The organism is Streptomyces sp. B1866 (assembly GCF_031932565.1).
GTDB lineage: Bacteria > Actinomycetota > Actinomycetes > Streptomycetales > Streptomycetaceae > Streptomyces.
In genome coordinates, this window is sequence record NZ_JAVSCF010000004.1 from 30,379 (window position 1) to 52,560 (window position 22,182).

At 72.5% G+C, this 22,182-nt stretch carries 22 protein-coding genes and 1 pseudogene; 7 read left to right on the plus strand and 16 right to left on the minus strand.

Annotated elements, in window-relative coordinates; genetic code table 11:
• Positions 1-7: 7 nt before the first annotated feature.
• The 7 genes from RKE29_RS01330 (at position 8) to tgmC (ending at position 6,946) form a co-directional block, all read left to right on the plus strand.
• The gene (locus RKE29_RS01330; RefSeq protein ID WP_312003101.1) at positions 8-403 is read left to right on the plus strand and encodes a DUF3307 domain-containing protein; all 396 of its coding nucleotides are present in this window, start codon (positions 8-10) and stop codon (positions 401-403) included.
• A gap of 236 nt (positions 404-639) precedes the next feature.
• A complete protein-coding gene (locus RKE29_RS01335) occupies positions 640-1,152 on the plus strand; it encodes a helix-turn-helix transcriptional regulator (RefSeq protein ID WP_312003102.1) in 513 nt (170 codons plus the stop codon).
• Positions 1,143-1,745, plus strand: a complete 603-nt coding sequence (locus RKE29_RS01340; RefSeq protein ID WP_312003103.1) for an NUDIX hydrolase — start codon at positions 1,143-1,145, stop codon at positions 1,743-1,745. Before RKE29_RS01335 ends, RKE29_RS01340 begins: the two co-directional genes overlap by 10 nt.
• Positions 1,746-2,133: 388 nt before the next feature.
• Complete coding sequence (locus tag RKE29_RS01345) at positions 2,134-3,501, plus strand: S8 family serine peptidase (protein ID WP_312003104.1); 1,368 nt, start codon at positions 2,134-2,136, stop codon at positions 3,499-3,501.
• A gap of 127 nt (positions 3,502-3,628) precedes the next feature.
• A complete protein-coding gene (locus RKE29_RS01350) occupies positions 3,629-4,786 on the plus strand; it encodes a hypothetical protein (RefSeq protein WP_312003105.1) in 1,158 nt (385 codons plus the stop codon).
• Between the two features lie 11 nt (positions 4,787-4,797).
• Positions 4,798-5,400 (plus strand): GNAT family N-acetyltransferase, encoded by a 603-nt coding sequence (locus RKE29_RS01355; protein WP_312003106.1) that lies wholly within the window; start codon positions 4,798-4,800, stop codon positions 5,398-5,400.
• A gap of 361 nt (positions 5,401-5,761) precedes the next feature.
• On the plus strand, positions 5,762-6,946 hold the full coding sequence (gene tgmC / locus RKE29_RS01360) for an ATP-grasp peptide maturase system methyltransferase (protein WP_312003107.1): 1,185 nt from the start codon (positions 5,762-5,764) through the stop codon (positions 6,944-6,946).
• Between the two features lie 383 nt (positions 6,947-7,329).
• On the opposite strand, the gene RKE29_RS01365 is transcribed toward tgmC, so the two are convergent.
• From RKE29_RS01365 to RKE29_RS01440, 16 genes and pseudogenes are all read right to left on the minus strand, one after another.
• Complete coding sequence (locus RKE29_RS01365) at positions 7,330-8,733, minus strand: tetratricopeptide repeat protein (RefSeq protein WP_312003108.1); 1,404 nt, start codon at positions 8,731-8,733, stop codon at positions 7,330-7,332.
• A gap of 245 nt (positions 8,734-8,978) precedes the next feature.
• Positions 8,979-9,303: pseudogene (locus RKE29_RS01370) on the minus strand (transposase); the annotation flags it as partial.
• 205 nt (positions 9,304-9,508) lie between these two features.
• Positions 9,509-9,754, minus strand: coding sequence for a hypothetical protein (locus RKE29_RS01375; protein WP_312003109.1), 246 nt, complete (start codon positions 9,752-9,754; stop codon positions 9,509-9,511).
• Positions 9,755-9,759: 5 nt separating this feature from the next.
• Positions 9,760-12,240 (minus strand): site-specific integrase, encoded by a 2,481-nt coding sequence (locus tag RKE29_RS01380; RefSeq protein WP_312003110.1) that lies wholly within the window; start codon positions 12,238-12,240, stop codon positions 9,760-9,762.
• On the minus strand, positions 12,230-13,435 hold the full coding sequence (locus RKE29_RS01385; protein WP_312003111.1) for a tyrosine-type recombinase/integrase: 1,206 nt from the start codon (positions 13,433-13,435) through the stop codon (positions 12,230-12,232). The genes RKE29_RS01380 and RKE29_RS01385 overlap by 11 nt, the downstream gene beginning before the upstream one ends.
• A gap of 481 nt (positions 13,436-13,916) precedes the next feature.
• On the minus strand, positions 13,917-14,462 hold the full coding sequence (locus tag RKE29_RS01390; protein ID WP_312003112.1) for a DUF317 domain-containing protein: 546 nt from the start codon (positions 14,460-14,462) through the stop codon (positions 13,917-13,919).
• A gap of 112 nt (positions 14,463-14,574) precedes the next feature.
• Positions 14,575-14,952 (minus strand): DUF317 domain-containing protein, encoded by a 378-nt coding sequence (locus RKE29_RS01395; RefSeq protein WP_312003113.1) that lies wholly within the window; start codon positions 14,950-14,952, stop codon positions 14,575-14,577.
• Positions 14,953-15,429: 477 nt separating this feature from the next.
• A complete protein-coding gene (locus RKE29_RS01400; protein WP_312003114.1) occupies positions 15,430-16,365 on the minus strand; it encodes a DUF317 domain-containing protein in 936 nt (311 codons plus the stop codon).
• 30 nt (positions 16,366-16,395) lie between these two features.
• A complete protein-coding gene (locus RKE29_RS01405) occupies positions 16,396-17,223 on the minus strand; it encodes a DUF317 domain-containing protein (RefSeq protein WP_312003115.1) in 828 nt (275 codons plus the stop codon).
• Positions 17,224-17,276: 53 nt separating this feature from the next.
• A complete protein-coding gene (locus RKE29_RS01410) occupies positions 17,277-18,047 on the minus strand; it encodes a winged helix-turn-helix transcriptional regulator (protein WP_312003116.1) in 771 nt (256 codons plus the stop codon).
• A gap of 31 nt (positions 18,048-18,078) precedes the next feature.
• Positions 18,079-18,627 carry a hypothetical protein gene (locus RKE29_RS01415; RefSeq protein WP_312003117.1) on the minus strand — a complete coding sequence of 183 codons (549 nt, stop codon included), beginning with the start codon at positions 18,625-18,627 and terminating at the stop codon, positions 18,079-18,081.
• Complete coding sequence (locus RKE29_RS01420; protein WP_312003118.1) at positions 18,624-19,454, minus strand: hypothetical protein; 831 nt, start codon at positions 19,452-19,454, stop codon at positions 18,624-18,626. Before RKE29_RS01420 ends, RKE29_RS01415 begins: the two co-directional genes overlap by 4 nt.
• Positions 19,451-20,113, minus strand: a complete 663-nt coding sequence (locus tag RKE29_RS01425; RefSeq protein ID WP_312003119.1) for a hypothetical protein — start codon at positions 20,111-20,113, stop codon at positions 19,451-19,453. The genes RKE29_RS01420 and RKE29_RS01425 overlap by 4 nt, the downstream gene beginning before the upstream one ends.
• Positions 20,110-20,622 carry a hypothetical protein gene (locus RKE29_RS01430; protein ID WP_312003120.1) on the minus strand — a complete coding sequence of 171 codons (513 nt, stop codon included), beginning with the start codon at positions 20,620-20,622 and terminating at the stop codon, positions 20,110-20,112. The genes RKE29_RS01425 and RKE29_RS01430 overlap by 4 nt, the downstream gene beginning before the upstream one ends.
• A 58-nt stretch (positions 20,623-20,680) precedes the next feature.
• Positions 20,681-21,286 carry a DUF4913 domain-containing protein gene (locus RKE29_RS01435; protein ID WP_312003121.1) on the minus strand — a complete coding sequence of 202 codons (606 nt, stop codon included), beginning with the start codon at positions 21,284-21,286 and terminating at the stop codon, positions 20,681-20,683.
• Between the two features lie 285 nt (positions 21,287-21,571).
• Positions 21,572-21,877: a hypothetical protein gene (locus RKE29_RS01440; protein ID WP_312003122.1), complete on the minus strand. Its 306-nt coding sequence runs from the start codon at positions 21,875-21,877 to the stop codon at positions 21,572-21,574.
• Between the last annotated feature and the right edge of the window lie 305 nt (positions 21,878-22,182).

Sequence of the window (22,182 nt, forward strand, 5' to 3'; positions counted from 1 at the left end):
CAGCCTGATGCGCGTCTTCGAGGGCCTGCTGGCTCATCTGATCGGCGATTTCGTGCTCCAGTCGGAGTGGCTGGCGGCGGAGAAGGTCAAGCGCTGGTGGCCGGCGGTCCTGCACGGCCTGCTGTACGGGCTGCCCTTCCTGTTCATCACCCGGTCGCTGATCGCGTTGGCGCTGATCGTCGGGACGCACATCGTGCTGGACCGCTACCGGGCCGCGAAGTACCTGGTGTGGTTCCGGAATCTTCTCGCCCCGGCGGGGCGGCGCCCGGCGTGGGCGGAGGCGCGGACGAACTACGGCTCGCCGCGGAACGTCTCCCGGGGCCTGGCACTCGGGCTGCTCATCGTCACGGACAACACCGTGCACCTGTCGATCAACTTCGTGGCCCTGGCGTGGTGGGGATGACGACCGGTCCTCGGCCTCGGGCCGATCGCACGACCTCCCGCTTCCCGGTGGGGGACGGCTGGCACGGCGCGGCCCCTGCCCGTGCCACGACCTCCCACCGGGACGGGCGGCGGCCTCCGTACGCGCCGCCGCCGACCGGCTCCCGGCAGTCCAACCGGCCGGGGACCGGCCCACCATCCCACCCGTCCCACGCCGCTGCGGCGGCCGGTGCCCGCCACGACCTGGAGGAGGACAGCGTGACGGCCCGCGACGCCACCCCGACGGCCGCGGTCCCGCTCTCGGCACGCCAGAGGGAGGTGCTCGCGCTGGTCGCCCAGGGCAGCACTCCCACCGAAGCCGCCGCCGCGCTCGGCCTGTCGGACAACACGGTCTACAGCTACCTGCGCCTGAGCGCGGAGAAGCTCGGCGCCCCGGAGCGGCCGGGCCTGGTGCACGCCGCCTACACCTCCGGACAGCTCCCCCCGCCGCCCGGCGACGAACAGATGCGGCCGGAGATCCCCGCGCGGCAACGGGCGCTGTTGGACCTTCTCGCGGACGGGTTGAAGGTGCGGCAGGCAGCCGCCCGGCTGGGTACCTCCTCGCGCCGCGCGCGCCGCGAGATCAGCGCCCTGTGCGCGGTGCTGGGCGCCCGTACCGCCGCGCACGCCGTCACCCGCGGCTGGCAGCTCGGCCTCCTCGGCACACCCAGCCGACAGCCCGGCGCCGCGACGCCGGACGCGGACGCTGGGAAGGAGGCGTCATGCCGCTGACGGATGTGACGCCGTACGGGCGGCGGGACTGGCCGCGCCGCGCGCTCGGCTCCCTCGCCCTGCTGCACGACCACCAGGAACGCCTGGTCCTGGTGGAACCCGCGTACGGCCCGACGACGGCCGCAGCCTGGACGCCGGGTCGGCGGACAGAGCGCGCCGGGGCGGGCGGGGACGACCGGCCGTTGAAGCTCGTGGGCGGCGCGATCGAGGCCGGCGAGGACCCGCGCCACGCGCTGACCCGGGAGGTCTGGGAGGAACTCGGGCTGCCCCGTGCAGTCACCGCGGAGGACCTGCTGGTGTGCGAGTACGTCCCCGCCCAGCCCGAGCGGGGAAAGCCCGACGGCCTCAACCTCCTGTGGCGCCTCGACCCGGTCGCCCCGCAGGAGTGGCACCGGATCCGCTTGCCGCCGGAGGAACTGCGTGGCGTCCACGCCGTGCCGCTGGACCAGCTCGACCGCAGGACCGCCCCCGCACTGGCGCGCCGCATCCGCGCCGCCCACACCGCGCTGTCCAGCGGCGTGCCCGTCTTCCTGCCCCCGCCACCGCCCGACGGCCATCCCCCGGGACGGCACGGCGCGGAAGCCAGGAGATGACCGTGCGGCCAACGAGCCCGCTGGACGGCGCACCTGTCCGAAGCGGCGGCAGCACGCGCGGCGCTGCCCGCTCCCGGACGGTGAGCCCGGCCGCCTGAGACCGGGCGGGCCCGTCGGCCGGGGACTCCGGCGGACCCGCCCTTCGACCGGCCCGGCCGGGCCCCGGGGTCTGGGACATCCCACCCGGCCGGGCCACCGCCGACGACCACCCCAGCAGGCCGGCCCTGCGCCGCCCTGAGCGCGCGGTCTCCGTCGCCGCGCCTGCTCGCCGCGCGGCCGTACGACCACCGCCTTCCCCTGTACTCCCGTGCCGACCGGGCGCGGGCCCGGGGCCGTCTGCCGTCGGCCCCTTGATTCCGACACCGATATCCGACGACGAGAGAGCCACGTGATCCACCGCTCCCGCGCTGCGACCAGCGCCATCGCCGCCAGCCTGGCCTCCACCGCCCTGCTGGCCGCCGCCACCCTCCCCCTGCCCAAAACCGCCGCCAGCAGCACGCCCAGCGCGCCGACCACCTTCCTGCCGCTGAACGACGGGACGACTGCACGCACCGCTTCAAAAGTCACGGCGGCGCGCGCGGCTGCCCGTACCGCCCCGTGGAGCCCGGCGGAGTGCCGGGCCGCCTTCGGCCACCCCTGCTACGGGCCCACCGAGCTTCACCGCCTGTACGGCGTCGACAAGCTGCACGAGCGCGGCATCGACGGCGCCGGGCAGACCATCGCGGTCGTCATGCCGATGCGCAACAAGTTCGCCCAGGACGACCTGGACCGCTTCAGCGACGGCACGGGCCTGCCGCGCACCCGGATCGAGGTGATCGAGCGGGGAGACGTCCCCGACCCGGACCCCAGCGACCCGGTCCAGGGCCAGAACGTCGAGGAAACCAACATCGACCTGGCACTGATCCACGCCATGGCGCCCGGCGCGCACCTGATCCTGGTGAGCACGCCGGTCAACATCACCAGCGGCGCGGCGGGGTGGAAGGAGGTGTCCGAGGCCGTCGACTGGCTCACCCGCACCCGGCACATCACCGCCATCAACTTCAGCTACGGGGTGTACGAGCAGCAGCTGGCCGAGGATGTCCACCGGCCCGGGGACTACCGGGCGTTGTACCGGCTGCGCCAGGGCCTGGCGGCGGCTTCGGCCCGGGGCACGACCCTGGTGGCCGCGACCGGTGACACCGGGCCCACCGGCCCGAACCTGGCCGGGACCGCGCTGTACCCGGAGCGGGCCGTGCCCTGGCCCGCATCCGACCCGGTCGTCACCGGCGTCGGCGGGAGCGAGCTGCACGCCGACGACCAGGGCTACCGCACCGCACCCGACACGCTGTGGACCGCGAACGGCACCTACAACGCCACCGGCGCCGGCACATCCCGCGCCTTCTGGCCCGCGCGCTCGACCACGGACATCACCATGGCCGCCAGCCCGCGCAACCGCGTGCTCGCCTACAGCAGCGTCAACGTCCTCCCCGGCCAGGAGCCGGGCTGGATCCGCGTGGCGGGCACCAGCGCCGCCGCGCCGCTGTTCGCCGGGCTCGTGGCCCTGGCCGCCCAGCAGGCCGGTCACCCCCTCGGCCGCCTCGACGCCGCCCTCGCCCGCATCACCCCGGGCAGCCACGGAACGCAGGACGTCACGGACGGCTGCAACGACATCCCCGACGTGACCGGCTACTGCGCCCACCCGGGCCGGGACATCGCCTCGGGTGTCGGCACCGTGCGCGACGCCGCCGCTTTCACCCGAGCGCTCGCCAGGCGCTGACACCAGCCAGGCCGGGCCCGGTCGGCCGTACCGCCGACCGGGCCCGGCCCCCGGCCACCGATCCCTCCCGCACCCGACGGCCCCCGAGGCCGTCCCACCCGCACTTCTCCGAAAGGCCCCTGTCGAGTTGACCGAGTCGACCACTCCGACGACCGCTCTGCGGGTCCGGGCGGCGGGCACCGCCGCCGTGACCGTGCGCAGCTCCAGCCCCGCGGTGCTGGACCTGGTCCGCCGCGATCTGGGCTCCTGGTGGACCGTTCACGAGATCCCGGACACGCCGGCCCCGGCGGGGTGGGTGGTAGAGGCGGAGGTCAGCCGTCCCCGGCACGTCCAGCTGGCCACGGCCGCCTTCCGGGGCATGAGCACCACCGTCGTCTACGCGGGGGAGAAGACCTTCGTCGGCCGCAGCGGGACGGGCAGCCAGACGGCGACCGTGGCCGTCTCTCCGCACGCCAAGCTCGCCTACCGCCGCAGCGGTCCCGACGTGGAGATCGCCGGGGCCCGCGAGTCCCAGGTGGCTGTGGCCGCCTGCCGGATCGCCCGCCAGGCCGTCCACGGACAGCTGCTGCGCGCGGGCTGGACCCTCCTGCACGCCGCAGCCGCGGTACGCGGAAACCAGGGCGTGCTCATCCCCGGCCCGCCCGGGTCCGGGAAGACGGCCACGGCCCTGCTGCTGGCAGGTCGCCACGGGTGGGACCTGCTGGCCGACAGCGCGGTGTACTGCCGCGCCGAGCCGGGCACCGGGCAGGTCCGCCTGCTGCCCTGGCCCGCCCCGGTCACCGTGGGCCTGGGCCTGCTGCACGCCCTGAACTGGTCCGTGATCGTCCGCGACCGGCTGAAGAACGGACGCAACCCGCACCCCGCCCAGGACGACACGTCCACCGCCGCCCTCACCGACGACCGGTACACCCCGGTACGGATGGGAGGCCGGGAGATCACAGCGGTCCTCGGCCCCGACCAGGTCACCGAATGGGTCGGAGTCCCCCTGGCCCGCAGCGGCCGGGCCACCGCGATCATCCGCCCGCGCCTGAAACCCAAGATCCCGCCAGCCATCACCGGCCACCACCCCCAGCTGACCGAGAAAGACCTCACCCGCGGCCCCGACCCGGACATCCTCGGCCTCCTCGACCCCGACCCGGACGCCCCCGCCGCCGGCAGCCCGGCCGGAGTCCTGACCGCGCTCAACCGCCTGCCCGGCTGGCGCCTGACAGCCAGCCACGACACCCACAGCACCCTCCACCTCCTGCACGAAGCCGTCTCCGCGCGCGACGGCGCCTGTTCGTAAGGAAGGCCAGCGTGTACCAGATGCGTCCCGCGTCCGAGCGGGACCTGACCGCGATGGGCGAGCTGATCGACGCCAGGATGCGGTGGATGAGCACCCAGGGCATCCCCATCACCGAGGGACCGCTGGCCACGACCCTGGTCGGGCAGCGCGAGGACGATAGACGGCCCTTGGTGTGGGTGCTGGTCGAGGACGGGCGGCTCATCGGCTGCACCGTCCTGCTGAACAACACCCAGGGCTGGGGATGGGCGGACGAGCAGCGCGCCGAGCCTGCCCTGACCATGCTCAGCACCTACACCCACCCCGCCTTCCGGCACGACCGTCCGGCGCGGCTGATGGCCTGGTGGATCCTCGACTTCGCCGCGCACCTCGGCCGCCCCCGCTGGGTCCGCCGCGCGGTCCCCGGCGAGAAGCTGATGCGGCACTACCGGGACACCCACCGCTGGAATCTGGTCGACACCGTGCTCCGCAACGGCCGCCGCGCCTACCTCATGCAACGCACCTCCGAGAAGATGACGGGAATCAACGCTCTCGTCGGACCGCCCGCCACCCGGTACCTCGCGCAGAAAGCCGGTCGGAAGAAGGCACGCCGACCAGCGGAAGCACCGAAGGCTTAACCCGCAAGCCCCCGTTCCGGCCGGGTGCCGCACCCGGGCGGAACGGGACCAGCGTCCCTCGGTGGGCTGGTCGAGACGGGATGGCCACGTCCCAGGCTCCCACCCACTCACCCATGGCCGTGTCTGGTAGGCGCGGCGGCCCTGGGTGCTGCCACCTGCGCAGGCGGTGAGGGACGGGAGGGTGCCGACGCGGTGGGGTAGAAGGGCGCCCCGTCGGCACTCGGCCCCGCCCGCCTGAAGCGAGCAGGCGGGCGGGGCACCACACCCCGCGCGAACGTACAGGGCCTGGCCTTCGGCCTTCGGAGCCCGAGCCAGGCGTCGCCACCGCCATGGCCGACCTGCTGCGGAAAGGACTGCCCGCGTGATCCACATTCCCGAGATCGACGCCGAGACGGCCGCGAGGCTGTGCAGGCGCCTCGCCGAGCGGCTGCGGGCCGACGGCGACCTGCGGTCCGCCGCCTGGCAGGTGTGCGTCGAGGGCGTGCCCCGGCACCGCTTCGTACCGTCCTTCTTCCACCGGGACGGCGACCGGTGGACGCCGGTAACCCCGGAGCGCACGGGCACGGCCGCCTGGCTGGAGCTGGCGTACGCCAACGAGTCGCTGGTGACCCTCATCGACGGCCACCTGCGGCCCGAGGACGCCGACGGGCCCGTGACCGGCTCCCCGTCCTCTTCCTCCACCCTGCCGGGCCTCGTGGTGCGGATGCTGGAGGACCTGGACGTGGCCGACGGGCACCAGGTGCTGGAGATCGGCACCGGCACCGGCTACTCCACCGCCCTGCTGTGCCGCCGCCTCGGCGACGGCCACGTCACCTCCGTGGAGATCGACCCGGGCGTCGCCGGGCGCGCCGCCACCGCCCTGCGGGGCCTGGGCCACCACCCGGCGCTCGTCGTCGGCGACGGGCTCGCCGGGGTGCCCGCGAACGCGCCGTACGACCGCCTCATCGCCACCTGCTCGGTGCGCACCGTGCCCCGGCCCTGGCTGGAGCAGACCCGGCCGGGCGGGGTCGTGCTGGCCACGCTCCAGGGGCGGCTGGCGGCCTCCGGCCTGGCCCGGCTGACGGTGCACGGGCCCGCGCGGGCCGAAGGCCGCTTCCTGCCCGGCACGGTCTCCTTCATGATCGCCCGTACCGACGCGCCACCGGAGCTGGGCGACGTCTCCGAGGTCGTCGCCCAGCCTGGCCAGGAGCGGGAGACTGCCGTGGGCGCGGACGTCTGCCACGACTGGACGGGCAACTTCGTCGCCCAGCTCGGCGCCCCGGAGATCCAGTGGATCGGCTACTCCGTGGACAAGGGCCCCTACCGCGACTACTTCATCGACCCCAAGACCAGCTCGTACGCGCTGCTGCTGCCGGGCGACGACGGCACCTGGCGCGTCCGCCAGGGCGGCCCCCGGCGGGTGTGGGACGGCGTGGAGGCCGCAGTCGAGACCTGGCGCGCGGCGGGCAGCCCGGGGCAGACGGCCTTCGGCCTGAGCGTCGCACCACACGGCCAGTACGTGTGGCTGACCGACCCGCAGGGCCCCCGGTGGGAGCTGACCCTGTGAGCACGCGGCGGGCCGGACCCCGCCGGGCGCGCCGTCTGACCGGTTGGCGTACGCCCGGCCGCGACACCTGGTGGACGGCTCCCGGATGCTGGCCCGGGCTGCGTGGTAGCACGTGGGGCATGCTGACGATGCCCGCGGAGCCGATACTGGCCGCCGTCCCCTCGCCGACCAGGGGCTTGAGGAACATCGGAACGAAAACCGGCGCTAAGCCTCCGTCCCCGCTGGTGGGGGCTGGCGGCCGGGCGGCGGCGGGTCGTCACCTGCGGTGACGTTCCTCAGGCCGTAGGTGAAGCGACCCTGTTATCTGTGGCAAGCGCGACAGGACACGTCGTCCGGATCGGCCCTGGCGAGCGCTGTGGGCGATGGAGTCGTTCAGCAGGTCATCAGCCCTGAGCCAGCAGTTCGGCCAGGTGACGGAGGTAACGGGAATGCTGGAACTCGATGCGTTTGACCTGCGGTGCGCTTGAACCGTCGCCGTACTGCACCGTAAGGGTGGGCTTCTTCGCGTTGTTGTCGACTGTGTGGGTGATCCCTGCACGATCAAACGCGAAGTACTCGAATGCCGGCAGCGGGCCGTCCGCGCGGCAGGCACGGTTATCGGGGTAGTGGAAGTCGTTCAGCATGAGAAGCCGCTGGTTGGTCAGGATCAGGTAACCATCCCGGAACCCGGGCTGGTGTCTGGCCCAGATGACATCTTCGACGATTTCGCCATGGCGCAGGACGGACACGACATGCGGCGCGAATTCCCGCGAGCGCACGTGAGTGTAGCTGTGTCCGATATCTTCAAGAGCGCCTGCAAGCTTCACCCGCACGTTCCGGTGGGCGCGTGCCGCCCGCGCGCCCACCTCGTCGCCCTGGGCTTCGAGCAGGTCGGCCAGCCGTTCCGATGCATCAGTCGTCCGCCGCTCGCATCCCAGCCGGATCGCCGTCCGGTATGCGGCGATGGCGCCTGTGGTGTCCCCCAGGCGGTCCAGCAGTCCGCCCAGGGACTCGGCTGCTGCCGGCGCGCTGCTGCGGTCGCCGATTTCGATGCAACGCTGGTACGTGGCGATGGCGCCTGTGGTGTCCCCCAAGCGGTCCAGCAGTCCGCCCAGGGACTCGGCTGCCCTTGAGGCGGTGCTGCGGTCGCCGATTTCGATGCAACGCTGGTAGGCAGCGACGGCGCCTGCGGTGTCCCCCAGGTAGTCCAGCAGTCCGCCCAGGGACTCGGCTGCCCTTGAGGCGGTGCTGCGGTCGCCGATTTCGATGCAACGCTGGTAGGCAGCGACGGCGCCTGCGGTGTCCCCCAGGTAGTCCAGCAGTCCGCCCAGGGACTCGGCTGCCCTTGAGGCGGTGCTGCGGTCGCCGATTTCGATGCAACGCTGGTAGGCAGCGACGGCGCCTGCGGTGTCCCCCAGGTAGTCCAGCAGTCCGCCCAGGGACTCGGCTGCCCTTGAGGCGGTGCTGCGGTCGCCGATTTCGATGCAACGCTGGTAGGCAGCGACGGCGCCTGCGGTGTCCCCCAGGTAGTCCAGCAGTCCGCCCAGGGACTCGGCTGCCCTTGAGGCGGTGCTGCGGTCGCCGATTTCGATGCAACGCTGGTAGGCAGCGACGGCGCCTGCGGTGTCCCCCAGGTAGTCCAGCAGTCCGCCCAGGGACTCGGCTGCCCTTGAGGCGGTGCTGCGGTCGCCGATTTCGATGCAACGCTGGTAGGCAGCGACGGCGCCTGCGGTGTCCCCCAACTCGTGCAGTCCCTCGGCCTGGCATCGACTCGCGAAACCCTGCCAGAACCGATCACCATGCACCACCGCCCACCGATAGGCCCGGCACGCCCCGGCGACGTCGCCCCGCCCCCATTTCCAGCGGGCCCTTAACATGATCACGCGGGTGATTCGCGATTTGAGACCACGACGCCGCAAGGACGTGACCGGGGGGACGTGCGTCGAGTAGGGCGGCGTTCGTGGATGGGGCATGGAAAGCACCTCTCAGGGGTCGCGGGACCGGCAAGCTGACCGACGCTGTCGTGGTCCTCTTACCCTACTGAGGAGCTGTGTCAGGTCGTCAGCGCGAGCTGGTTCGTGGTCGTCACCACAGCCACGATTCGGCGGGCCGGCCGACGGGTGAGGCGGCGGGTCATGAGGGTGATGGCTGCCCAGGTGATCAGGGTTTCGGAGTGCTGGACGAGGCGTTCGTAGTCCCTCGCGTGCCGGCGGGCGTGCATGATCCAGGCGAGGGTCCTCTCGACCACCCAGAAGGCGGAGCAGGACGACGAAGCCGGTGGTGTCGCGGGGGCGGCTGACGGTCTTGATGGTCAGGTTCAGGTGCTGTTTGGCCCAGGTCACGAGCCTGCCCGCGTAGACGGAGTCGGCCCAGACGAGGGGGTACGGGCCCGTGCGCGGGCCACCGAGTCGGCCACGGGTTATCTGGCCAGTTTGACCAGACAGCGGAGCGGCCGCCGGTTTTCGTTCCGATGTTCCTCAGCCCCCTACCCTCCGGGAAGGCGACTGGGCCGACTTGAGCTGTCGCGGGCGGAAGTCCGCGCGGTAGATCGTCTGGCAGAGCGGACGTCCCGCTGTTTTCAGGTCAGGAGCAGCGTCGGATGCGGTCGAGGTCTGCGTCGAGAACGACCAGGTCGGGGTGGTCGCGGAGTTGCTGTTCGCGCGCCCATTCGGCCAGGTCGGCTTTGTGGGCAGCCCGCACGGCGTCGAAGCTGGCGCCGGTGAGGGTGGCGAGAAGGCCCATGTCGATGTCACCGAGGCCGTTGTACCGGTTGGCCGGCGCGTAACTCCGAGCGGCGTCGGCTGCGTGCTCTTCTCTGCACTTCGTCAAGTGGGTCATGACGGGTTTTCGGGTCGGGGCCGAGGAAGACCGAGGTGGACGGGTGCTCGCCTGGTGAGTCGGGCTGCTTCGGCTTGCTTGGTGCGGAGGAAGGTCAGTGTGAGTTCGATGCCTTCGATCTCGCCGAGCCACTGCTCTGCGTGGGCTCGTTTGCGGCGGGCCAGCAGCTCTGTCTCCAGCTCGGCCAGTCGGGACAGCATCTTGGGGTTGACCTGGAGCATTGGGCAGCGGATGCAGGCGTGCTCGTGTTGGCAGCTGGTGCCGTAGGGCCGTGCGCAGTTGCCCAGTTCGACCTTGCGTTTGTCGAAATGCTTCTCGAACTCCTTCCATTCCTCGGAGGCGACGTCGGGGTATTCGAACTCGGGGCGCATGCTGCGGCGGTGGTTGAGGAACTGCTGGTAGTGGCCGACGACGTCCTCGGCGAACACGGCGACGTAGCCCTGGAGGGTTTGCAGGTTGAGGTGGCCGAGCAGGGCTGCGCCGATGTGGATGGGCAGGCCGCCGTTGACGATCTCGGTGGCGAACAGCCTTCGGAAGTCGTGGGGTGTGAAGGACAGGCCGGCGAAGGCCGGGTTGGTCTGTCCGATCTCCGCGCAGGTTCGCTTGAGCACGTTCAGCACGGTGCCCGGTGCCAGGACGCCGCGGACCGCTCCGACCTGCCGTTGCAGCAGGAACGGCATCGGTTCGGACCATGTCTTGTCGGTGCTGTCGTGGCGGCTGAGCAGGGGGATGCTGGCACCCCCGCGTGTCTGCCTGCGGACTATCTGGGCGACGGCGTGGAACAGGTCGGCGGACATCGGGATGACCCGCTCACGCTCGCTCTTGGACGGCGCGATGACCAGGAGCGCGATCACCTCGCCGTTCGGTCGCTGATACTGCCGGATGCTCAGATGGGTGAGCTCGCAGAGCTCTTCGACGCGGATGCCGCTGTGCCGCAAGATCTCCACGCAGGCCCAGTTCCAGAACGCAGCATCCTCGGCCATCGTGACGTTGACGGTCTGGCCGGTGCCCTGGTCGGTGACCCGGACCGGGACGCGGCCTGTGGTCTGTGCCTGGGCCCGGTCGCTGCGGGAGTCGGTGCGCCGGTAGCGGGTGCCGCCGTGCTCGAAGACCCCGCCCGGCGGAGTGTCGGCCGCGGTCTCCAGCAGCGCCGCCAGTTGCTCGTGCCGCTGCTCGACGTGGCTGACCAGGGCCGGCAGCAGAGGCTGCCGGACGCGGGTGCGGTCGGCCATCCGCTGGTAGACCTCCCGGCGGCGTCGGCCGAAGCCCTTCAAATCCTGCGGGCGGATCGGGCAGGGAACACTCCAGGGGCCCCAGCGTTCGGGTTCCTCGATCGCCCAGCTGTGCAGGTCGAGGTAGAGGCAGCGGACGGCCAGCAGGATCTGGGCGGTGCTCTTGCGCCGCTTGGTCTTGTCATGGCTCCAGTGCTGGACCTCCGCCAGCCACTGGTCATAGAGGTCCAGCCCGAGCGCGAGGTCCCGCTGGCCGGGGTTGAGCCGTTCGACGGCCGACCAGAAGATCCCCGCCAGGTTCCGGGCCAGACCCTCGATGGTGCTGTAGTCGCTGTCCGCGCGGCGGCGGATCAGATAGTCGATCAGCAGCTGGCGCACGCCCTGGTGGCGGATGTGGTAGCGGTCGACGAGCTCTTCGATGCTGCGCTGGCCGTTGTAGATGAACCTCCGCAAGGCCGGGGGCGTCTGGTGCGGGAAGTGCCCCATGTTGTGCAAGGTCTCCCAGGCGGCCAGGGCCGCGAAGCGGGTGGTGTCCCTGGCCGCCCCGGTGGTCAGCCCCAGCCGCTTGCTCTCCAGGGAGTAGTGCAGCAACGCGGACGGGGTCAGATGCTCCAAAGCGATGCCCTGGGTGGTCAGCGCGCACGTCAGGTCGAACTTGGCGCGGTGCCGGTAGTCCGCACTCAGCCGCGGGTCGGCGTCCACCGCGGCGAAGAACGCATCCAGCCCCGCATCACCCTGCAACTGGCGGAACGGCTCGGCGTAGTCCTTGAACCTCATGGCCCAAAACCCCGGCAGCGACGGCTGGATGACGCGCATGCCGAAGGCCATCTTCACCGCGGCGGCCAGGGTGCTGCTGTCCGCCGTCACGTGTCCGCGCGCCAGGGACCGGACCGTGGGACCCTCGGCGTCGTCGAAGCCGGCGGCCTGCCAGCGCTCCTGCCAGCTGGACCCGGGGAAGGTCTCCAGGTGCCCGAACAGCCTGCGTATCCCCCATCGGCGCTTTTGAACCTTGGAGTCGGTGGCCGTGGCCAGGGCCCGGGACGCGACCGCGCACAACTCGGCGACCGGGGCGAGCGACAGGTCCCCGAAGGGAGCCGGCGGCACCGGTGGCCGAGGCGCCGCAGCCGCCTCCACCTGCACCGATGCGAAGTGCGCGGGCAGCGTCTCCCGGCTCTCTTCATAGTCCTGCCGCCGGTTGCGGTTGCGGGTCGTGTAGGTCTCGGCGACCGTCTGCTCAGCTTCCACCGAACACCGCCTTGAAGTCCTCCGGGTCGTAGCCGGGCGCGATGGTCCGCTCGACGCGCGGCCGGTTGTAGTGCTCCTGGAGCGCGTCGAAGAGATCCTCGACGCGCGTGCGCAGGTAGCGGCCGGTCGTCGCGAGATCCGTGTGCCGCATGATCACGCGGACCTGGGAGAGCGTGAGGTTCGGGTCGTTGGCCATGCGCTCCGCCGCCGTGTGCCTCATGTCGTGCAGGGACCAGTTGGTGCCGAGCTTGTCGTTGGCGCGCTGGACGGTGCGGCGCATCGCCCAGTAGGTCAGCGGCCGGTCCGGGCCCCGACGGGTGCGGAAGACCGGCTCGTGGGCCGGCGGCATCCCGGCCTTGTCGAGATAGACCGCCAGCACCACCAGGGCCTGCGGGCTGGCCGGCACCGGCTCGCGCTGGTCGCCGCCCTTGGACACGACGTAGAACCTCTGGCGGGGCCAGTCGATATCGTCGGGGGTGACGCCCAGCAGTTCACTGGCGCGCGAACCGCTGGAGACGTAGAGCAAGACCGCGGCCCGGTCCCGGTCGCAGGTCATCGCCTGGAAGAACTCGTCCCACATGGCGTCCGGGATGGCGCGCGGCTCGGCCTGCGGGACGCGCTGGCGCAGACGGGCCCGCCGGAAGCGCGGAGGCGGGTCCATCGGATTGTGGTGGGCCAGCGCGCGTCGACGCGCGGGCGAGTCGGGCACCGGGTTGACCAGCGGTCCGCGGCTGTGGTGCGTGTGGAAGGCGTAGAAGCAGCTCACGACGGTGAGTGCGTGGTTGATCGTGCTGGGTGCGTATCCCGCCTTCAAATAGGGCTTGCCCGTACGGAGATTGACCGATCCGGGCGGCGGAGAGGTCGGATCGTTGCGTCGCCGCTGAGGGTTGGGCGCGGTGCGGAGCCACCCCACCAGCACCGCGGCCTCGGCCTCAGTCACCTTGTCCCACGGCAGGTCCAGCCGCCACAGCAGACGGAACCAACGCAGCAGATCGTAGGCATAGCTCCGGCTGGTCAGCGGACGGTTGTCGCTGATCGAGAGATGGCGCAGATAGGTCGTTACCGGGTCGACCGAGACTCCCTGCTGGTCAACGACGGTGAAGGGCGGATGGACTGTCGCCAGACCGATCACTGAGCCGACGCGCGGCACGCTCGCCCGCCCCTCGATCAGCTGGCGGCGCAAATCCTGAGTCACAAGGCACTCCCTGAATCGACGGTGCATCAACGTGCTCACCGAACCCGAGAAAGTGCAGTCAACACAGCACATCCGGCTGCGGTGAGTTTTTCGTACAGCCAGCGCCGGAACGGGGTGTCCTGGTTTTCCCAGGCGGGGCCCAGTTGTCGTTCTCGGCATCGTCGGGGCCGGGGCTGATGACGGGCATGGGTGGTCTCTTTCCAAAGCTCAAATGGGGTGGGGGTCTGCTGGGTCGCGGCATTCCGATCGTTCCCCCAGTGGACTGGCAGGGGCTCGGCGTTCGCGGACGGTTCGTGGTGGACCAGGGTGCCGCGTACGCCGTCGGGTATCGGCGGGGTGCTCACGGATGAGAGGGGTAGGGCAGGCGTTGGGGTGGTGGTGTGTGACGGGTGTAGTGGGTGTCTCCGGGCGGTGCTGGTCATGGAAGCGGCCCGCCCCGCGTGGACTGGTGTCCGTGCGGAGCGGGCCGTGAAGGGGGTTGTCAGACGGTGGGTTCGGGGCCCAGGAGTGTGGTGAGGAAGGCTTTGATGGCGGTGGGTGGGACGGCTGGGTCGAAGTGGGCTTCCCATGCGGTTGCGCCGTCGGGTGTGCGGTGGTGGGCTGCCAGGGACCAGCCGCTGGGGGCGAGCCGGACGGTCAGGTGTGCGCCTGGTGAGGTGTACACGGTTTCGGTGGCGTATTCCTCGGTGGTCCAGCCGGGGTGGTGGTCGAGGAGTTCGGTGACGAGGTGTGCGGCGTCCTGCCCGTCGAGGAACCACGGTTCCCCGTCCTCCGTAGGGGAGTCGTCGCGGGGTTCGGTGGCGTCTGTGGGCCATCCCAGGGCGTCGGCGACCGGGGGCGGTAGGTAGCCTTCCTGCCCGTCTTCGGCGATGTAGGCGGTCGGCCCGCTGGGGCCTGGTCCTTCCAGGACTAGGCCGAGGAAGTGGCTGAAGGGCCAGTCGGGGGCGATGGCCAGGCGGACGTGGTGGTCGGGGTCGAGGGGTTGGAGCTGGTGGATGAGCTGGCCGACGGTCAGCGATCTGGGCACGGCGATTCTCCGAAGCAGGGGGTGTGGGGCGAGCAGCGCGCGTCCTGGACGGCGTCGAGGCCAGGGGCGGAGCCGCGTGCGGGCCTGGCCGGTGTGCGGGGCCGGTGCCGCGTCAGTCGCGGGCGCGGCGGGGGGTGGTGATCAGGGCGGTGAGGAATCCAGCGATGGCTTCGGCGGGGGTGTTGCTGCCGAAGGTCTGGGTCCAGCCGGTGCTGCCGTCCGGGGCGTTGACGGTGACGCGCCAGAGCACGCCGTGCCGGTGGTGGTCGGGTGTTTCGGGCAGGAAGCCGACGTAGGCCCTTCCGTCGGGGCTGGCGCAGTGGACGTTGGCCAGGTCGTCGCTCACGACGGCCCAGCCGTGGTCGTGCAGGACGGCGAGGACCGGCTCGCCGCAGCCGTCGCCGAGCAGCCAGCCGCGTTCATCGGCAGGGGCGGGCGGAGCGGCGCCGGGGGCCGAGGTGGTCGGCGGGAGGTGGGTGGTGCTCGTCACGGGCAGAGATCCCTTCCTTGACCGGCGGGTTTTCCGGGCGGTCGTACGTTCCCTTGGGGTGCGCCGCGGGCTCAAGGGCCGAAAGCCCGGTTGGTGTCTGCCGTGGGCGAACTGCGGGCAGCGGGAGGAAGCCGGGGCCGACGGCGTTCCGCCACCGGCGCCATCCGGTGTCAAGCCGTCCGGGAGCGGCCGAGTGTGTGATCGGAGCCGGTGGGCGGTGCGTCCTGCGTCCCGTCAGGGCTGTCGGCCGGAGCCGTGCGGAGGCGTCCGGACATCGGATGCGGGGAGGGTGCGATCGGTGGGGTTGGGCACGGTGGTCTCCGGGGGACGGTCGGGAAGGCCGACGAAGCGGTGGCTCATCACGGGGCGCCGGATCGCTGGAGCCTAGGGGGCGCTGGCCGGTGGCAGGGGCCGCTGTGCCGTGCGACGGAACAGCGGGGCGTCAGGGAGCGCAGGGCGCGGACAGGGTGTCGGCGGTCAGCGGCGGATGCCGGGCCGCGTCGGCGAAGGTAGCGGGCTGGCTGCCACGCCGGACGGCGGCGTGGCGTCGGCGCGGGCCGGGCTGGTGTGGAGCGTGGTGGTGCGGGCGCGGGCGGCCAGGGTGCGGTCGCTGTGGGGTGGGGTGGGGGTGGCGCGGTGGAGGGCTTGGGTGACGGCGGTGCGGCGGACGTCGAGCGGGGTGGGGACCGGGCGGGCCGGGGTGGGGGCGGGTTGTTCGGGGAGTGGGGTGAGGTGGACCAGGCCGAGCAGTTCGCGCGCGATGTGGTGGCGGCAGCGGATGACCGGGGCGGGGTCGGCCATGGCGACGGCGGTCGCGGCGATCAGGTGGTCGGGGGTGGCGCGGGTGAAGCGGCCCTCGGCGCGGGTTGCCCAGCCGGGCGGTCCGGCCCACAGCTCCCAGCTCTCCTCGCTGGTGTCCTTGATGCGGTTGTCGATGAACAGGCCGGCTTCCCGGTCCGGGGAGAGGAGTTCCACGGTGCCGAACTCGGCGCCGCCGTAGCGTTTCCATCCGGCGTCGAACAGGGGCCGGACGCGGTCTGCCCAGGACCGCGAGGTGCGGGCGAGGAAGCGGTCGTTGCCGTCCTGGTAGTCGTGGGCGAGGGCGGTGGTCAGTCCGGCGACGATCTCGGTCGGCATGGTGTGGTTGAAGGTGGCCCTCCAGCGGGGCGCGGAGAAGGGGTCGTCGTAGGCGGCGATCCTCCACAGGAGGTGGTCGTCGCCGAACCAGCCCACCTTGAGGCGGTGGTCGGGCGAGGTGAGGACGATGCTGCCCCAGTCGTCGTTGTCCTGGCGGTGCCAGTCCAGGGCCAGCAGCGGGCGGAGGGCCGGGTCGCCAGTGCCGCCTGATCCGGCGAGGTAGCGGGGTGTGACGTGGTACTCGCGCCAGTACGCCTCGTCGTCGGGGGTGTTCATGCTCGGGGCTCCGGAGGGGACGGGACGGGATCAGCGGCGCGTACGCCGGGGGTTGGCGATACCGGGGTGGGCTGCTGGTGTCCGGGGTGGTGTGGTGGCCGTGGCCGGTGCGCGGGTGGTGGTGCGGGCGCGGGCGGCTTCGGCGCGCGGGTGGGCGGCGGGGCGGGTGGTGAGGTAGGGCAGGTGGCGTTCGGGGAGCTGGCTCCAACGACGTCGGACGGGGTCCGGACTGGAGAAGGCGTCGACGGCGGCGGTGACCAGGTGCGGTGGGGTGCGGGAGGTGAACTGCGCGTGCCAGCGGGGGCCGTTGGCGGCTTGGATGGCGACGTACATGGTGCGGTGGACGGGGACGGCGCCGACGAGTTCGAGGTATTGGTCTTCCTCGTCGCCGCGGTCGTAGCCAAGGCGGGTGCCGAAGTGGGCGTGCTGGCCGGGCGCGACGTGATATTCGACGTATTCCGTGGTCTCGGTCTGCCAGCCGCGTGCGGCCAGGACGGAGCCGGGGCTGCCGCGCTCGTCGTCCTCGGCGCCGGCTGCCAGGGGGGTGGTGAAGGCGGCCACGATTTCGGCGGGGGTGTCGCGGCTGAAGGTGGCGCTCCAGACCGGGACGTCAAGGGGCTTTTCGGAGTGGGTGACCTTCCAGCCCCCGTGGGGGGACTTGGGCAGACGGGCGATCTGCGTGCGCAGGCAGGGGCTGGTGAACAGGTGCCCGGCAGGAGTGTGATCCTCGGCCCAGCTGGTTGCCGCGCGCAGGGGTTCGGTGATCAGGGCCGGGTTTCCGGGGCCGACGAGGTAGACCGGCCCGGCCAGCAGCTCGGTGTCCGCGGGGCGGTGCGGGTGGTCGTCGTTGGGGGACATGGAAGGCGGGGCCCTTCAGGTGGGTGCGGAGCGGCGGCGCGGAGGCAGGTGGTTCACCGGGAGCGCCGGGGTGGGGAGGCGGCGGCGCGTGGGGTGGGGACGGCCGGTTGCGGGTGCGGGGCGTGGGAGAACAGGCCGTTGAGGCTGGTTGTCGTGCGGCTCTGGGCTGCTGAGGCGCGCGCGTGGGCCGTACGGGCCGCTGGGGCCAGGGCGGCCGGGTTCGCCGGTTCGGTGGCGGGGCGCGGGGACCAGGCGTGGAGCGCGTGGTAGACGGGGCCGAGGGCGGCGCCGGGTCGGGTGAGTTCGTACCGGCCGTAGTGGGTGCGCACCAGCAGGGCGTCCGTCTGCATGCGCTGGAGGCGGGCGTAGGCGGAGCCGGGGGCGCCGACGCTGCGCTGGAGCTGGGAGAAGGTCGCTGTCGGGTGCTGGGCGAGGTAGGCCAGGACCGGTGTGGTGCCCCGGCCGCGCAGCCGGGCGAGGGCGGTTTCTATCTGCTCGGCCTGGGCGGTGGGCTGCTGGGCCGGGTAGTGGGTGTGGGACCAGGCGCTGAGCGCCTGGAAGACGGGTTCCAGCCGCCGGGCGGTATCGGTGAGCCGGTACTGGCCGAAGCCCACTCGGTCGATCAGGCCCTGGTACTGCAGGCGGAGCACCTGCTGGCACAGGTTGGTGTACGACACCCACGGCACGGCTTCGCTGAGTTCGCCCATGCGGAGCTGGTCGTGCTGTCGCAGGGTCAGCAGCGTCCATGCGGTCCAGCGCGGGGCGAGACGGCTGATGGTCTGCTCAAGGTGTCCGGGGTCGGCGGTGGACGGCCATCCGGTCATGGCGGTTGCTCCTGGTCGGTGTCGGGGAAGGTCAGGCGGCGGCGTGGAGGGTCTCGGCGCGCAGGTGGTGCAGGAGGGCGCCCAGGCGCTGGTTGCTGACCCGGATGCCGCGGGCGCGCAGCGCCGCGCCCAGCTCGGTACGGGTCAGGTGTGGGTGGTTGGCGGCGATGCGGCGGGCGAGGGGCAGCAGGGGCGTGAGGTCGTCGTCGTTCGCGCCGGTGGCGGCCGGGGCGCTCGGCGGAGGTTGGTGGTCGCCGAGGAGGTCGGCCAGGACGCGGACCTGGGTGGTGTGCCGGGTGGTAAGCGCGTGGAGGTCCTGGGCCAGATGCAGCAGCCGGGCGGTGCCCTCGACAGTGCTGTCCTGGCCGGTGTCGAGCAGTCGGCGTAGGGCCTGCCGGGTGTCGGCGGCTTCGGCTTGGGTGTGGTGGATCTGCTGGTAGAGGTGCACCACGGCGTCCAGCACCGGGTCGTGGTCCCGGCCGGGTCGGGGCAGGGCGTGTCGGGCCAGGTGCTGGAAGGGCTGTCCGTACCGCCGTTCAATCAGGCGGCGCGTGGCGTCCAAGGAGGTGGCGTCGGTCATGAGCGGGGCTTCCGGTGCGGCGGGACGTGGGCGGGGGGTCCGGCAGGGGTGGGCTGGGGCGCCGGGGCGAGTGCGGAGGGCGGGAGCGTGCTGGTGGGGGTGGTGGTCCGGGCGCGGGCGGCTTCGGCGCGGGCGGGGGTGCGGCGGCGGTGTTCGGCCAGCGCGCGTTCCCCTTGTTCGGTGAGGGCCAGCCGCTGACCGCGGAACAGCGAGGTGCTGCGGTCCCGGTCGGCGAGGCCCTTGTCGACCAGCGCGTCCACGGTGGCCGGGTACAGCCGCGCGCCACGGGGGCTGACGACGAACCGGCCACGGCCCACCCTGATCTCCTGGAGTGCCACACCGCCTCGCGCGATCTCCTCCAGCGCAGCGACCTGGGCCGCAGACAGCCGCACCGCCCTGGAGTGGCGGGCGGCGACCTGCCGAGGGGCGAGTTCCTCGGCGCGCACGGGCGCCGGGCTGTTGCCGTCGGCGGTGATCAGGGCATTTTGGTAAGTGGTCAGGAGGCGTCGCAGGTGGTCGGTCGCCTGGCTTCGGCGGGCGGCCAGAATGTCGACGTCCGATGCCGCCAGGCGCGGCAGGGCGTGCAGGTCGCTGTGTCGACCACCGGTGAAGCGACGCAGGTCCTCGGCGGCGGAGGCGGCAGCGCGTCCGAGCCGCTCGTCCAGGTCGTCGGTCGTCAGCGCGGCGTGGACCAGCAGGCGTGCGAGCACGCCCGGGACGCTGTCCGCCGGGTGGCGCGCCAGCAACTCCTCGGCGCTGTCGAGGCCGAGGGCGGCGGTGAGCGTGCGGGTGCCGAAGCGCGGGTCGGGAACGGCAGGACTGCTCACGCGGCGCCGCCCTGGCCGTCCTGGTCGCCGAGCAGCCGCCGGACGCGCCGGGAGTCGATGGCGAGGCGGGCGTCGGTATCCGTTCCGGAGCGCAGGTACGCGGCGTCGGACAGCAGCCCGTCGCGGATTTCGCGGCACAGGGCGGCGAAGCGCAGCAAGGCCGATTCGGTGATGGCGGCCACCGCGACGAAGTCGTCAGGCTCCAGCCCTGCTCGCCGCGCGGCCCGCTGGATCTCCTCCCACTCCTCCTCGGTGAATGCGACGTCGACCTCGATGTAGTCCTCGGCGTCCTCGCCGGCGGGCGGCTGCCGGTCCGGCTCGGAGCCGGTGCCGAGACGGACGCAGAGGGATTCGATCGCGCTGATGATGAACTCGCCGGTGGCGTCCAGGAGCTGGCAGGTCGCCGAGACCAGAGACGCGAAGGTGGACAGCCCGGCCGGAGACTTGGACTGGGGGCCGTCGACGCAGGCGTCGAGCTGGCTGGACAGAGCCTTCAGAACAGGCATGGTGGCGCGCAGCGAGCCCAGAAGCGGCGTGAGGAACGGCCCGGCGGGAGCACCGGGAGCGGGCACCTGGGCCGTGAGGAGGGTGCCTACCTGCTGGGCGGCGTCGGTGAGCAGGTCGGCCAGGGCGTCACGGGTGGTGGGCAGGGCGGTCATGAGCGGATTCCTTTGCGTGTGGACGACGGAACGGGCATGAGCAGGTGAGAGTCGGCGGGGCGTGGCGGTGCGGCGCGGGTGGGGGTGGTGCGCAGGTACGGGGAGCGGGCGCGGGCGGCTTCGGCGCGCGGGCGCAGCGCGGAAGGTTCGGTGGACTGCGCGGCCTGGGTGGTGCGGTGGGTGTGGAGGCGCTGGGCGGCGAGGGTGTAGACGGCGGCGTCGCGGCGGGGCCCGGCGGCGATGAGGTAGATCTCGCGGCGGTGCTCGCTGCCGGCGGGCGCGGGGCGCTCCTGGTAGACCAGCCGCCACTGGACCGCGGGGTCGACGTAGAGCTTGCGGGCGCCGTGGAGCGGTCGGCCGGGACGGTCTTCCAGGGCCTGCCCGCGCTGGTCGGCGTGGACGAGCTGCTGCAGGCCGAGGAGGGCCAGGTGCTGGATGTCCTTCGGCAGGCGCCGCAGGTCCTCCAGCGCGTCGGGGTGGGCCGCGAAGGCGAACCGCGCCCGGCTCACCCCCTGCCTCCCCGGAGGAGTACGGCGGCGGCCGGGGTCCGGTTGGGTGCGGGCATGGTCAGGCTCCGGGGGTGGTCGGTTCGGGGGCGGGGGTGGGCAGGAGCCGGTGGTGGGGCCGGTTGGCGTTGGTGGTGCAGGCGGCGAACGGACCGTCGGCGGCGCGCAACTGCTGCCAGGCGGGGTCGAGGTGGTCGCGGTGCCACAGGGACGGGCCGGCGAGCCCGGCCTCGACGGCGGTGAGCTGCTGCCAGGCCAGCCACAGGCCGTGCAGGCGGGCGACGGCCTCGGGGTGCTCGTGCCACTGGGCGCACCAGGGGCGGGTGGTGGTGATCTCCCGCCCGTAGACGGGCAGCAGCAGGTGATCGACCCAGGCGGTCAACGCGTGGAGTTCGACGGCGTACGCGTCGTCGTCCAGCGCGAGTATGAACACCGACTCCGGGCCCCCGTCCCCCGCACCGCCCTGCCCGGCCGGCCCCGGGGCCGTGTCGCCTTCGGCGTCGGTGTCGGGGGTGGTGGTCTGGGAGGTTTCGCGGAGGTGGTCGATCATCTGGCCCTGGGCTTCGGTGCGGTTGACCAGCCGTTCCACGGTCGCGACGAGGTCATCGAGGTTGTGGTCGGGCACCCGTACGGGCTCGGACGTGCCGTCAGCGGCGGGTTCGTTCACGGGGGATGTCCCTTCGGGGAAAGGCGGCGGGGCGGTGGGGATTCGGCCGGGTGCGGCGTACGGCCGGGTCCGGCGCGGCGGAAGGCCGGGGAGGGTCTGATGCCGGGCATGGGGCGGAGGTCCTTTCGGGGGCTGGTTTGGCTGCCGGGGAACGAGAATCCGGGGAAACCCGGATTTGGTACGGCCGGGAATTCCGCGATACGGGGCCCCACCCGGCCGCCGCCCGCGCAGGCAAGAGCCGGATTCCGGCCCTGGCCGTATGCGGGAAGGGCGGGGAGAGGTCCGCTACGGCGGGGTGCAACGCGGGCAGCCGGAGAACGGCGGGGCCAGCAACCGCACGGCGTGTTCGGCTTGTTGGGGGATGACGCCGTTGCCCAGGGCGGTGAGCTGGGCGGGGCGGGAGAGGCCGGGGGTGGCGGTCACCCAGCCGGGCGGGAGTCCTTGCATCCACTCCACGAAGTCCGCGCGCAGGCGCCCGGCCGCGTTGGTGGGCGGCGGCGCCGGGCGGGTGAGCGTCTCCCACCGGGCGACGGCGGCGGCGAACCGGCCCCACCGCCGCTCACCTCCCCGCCCGGGTTCCCGTCGTCCCACAGCGGCAGGACCACCGCCGTCCGGGCCGGTGGCGGCCGGTGGGTGTCGCTCGCCGGGGAGGGCGGGAGCAGTGACGCTGCTGCCGAGGGCAGGGTGAGGTCGCCGTTGCCGTGCCGCTGGCGGGGGCTGCCCTTGGTCCCGTCGGAGGCTTTCGGGGTGGGCAGGAGGTGTTCCACCTCGTCGGCCAGGTTCGGGCCGTGGCCGCCCTGCTTGCGCTTGGCCGGGTGCTGGGAGCCGCCGTTGGACCCGAGGTTGCTGGTCGGGGTCTTCAACAGCGGTCCGCCGGGCGGGCCAGGAGGTGAGGA

Bases quoted from the DNA above. Each gene is read 5' to 3' on its own strand.
- RKE29_RS01330 (WP_312003101.1), top strand. From the start codon at position 8: ATGCGCGTCTTCGAGGGCCTGCTGGCTCATCTGATCGGCGATTTCGTG.
- RKE29_RS01340 (WP_312003103.1), top strand. From the start codon at position 1,143: ATGCCGCTGACGGATGTGACGCCGTACGGGCGGCGGGACTGGCCGCGC.
- RKE29_RS01400 (WP_312003114.1), bottom strand. From the start codon at position 16,365: ATGAACACCCCCGACGACGAGGCGTACTGGCGCGAGTACCACGTCACA.
- RKE29_RS01405 (WP_312003115.1), bottom strand. From the start codon at position 17,223: ATGTCCCCCAACGACGACCACCCGCACCGCCCCGCGGACACCGAGCTG.
- RKE29_RS01410 (WP_312003116.1), bottom strand. From the start codon at position 18,047: ATGACCGGATGGCCGTCCACCGCCGACCCCGGACACCTTGAGCAGACC.
- RKE29_RS01415 (WP_312003117.1), bottom strand. From the start codon at position 18,627: ATGACCGACGCCACCTCCTTGGACGCCACGCGCCGCCTGATTGAACGG.
- RKE29_RS01425 (WP_312003119.1), bottom strand. From the start codon at position 20,113: ATGACCGCCCTGCCCACCACCCGTGACGCCCTGGCCGACCTGCTCACC.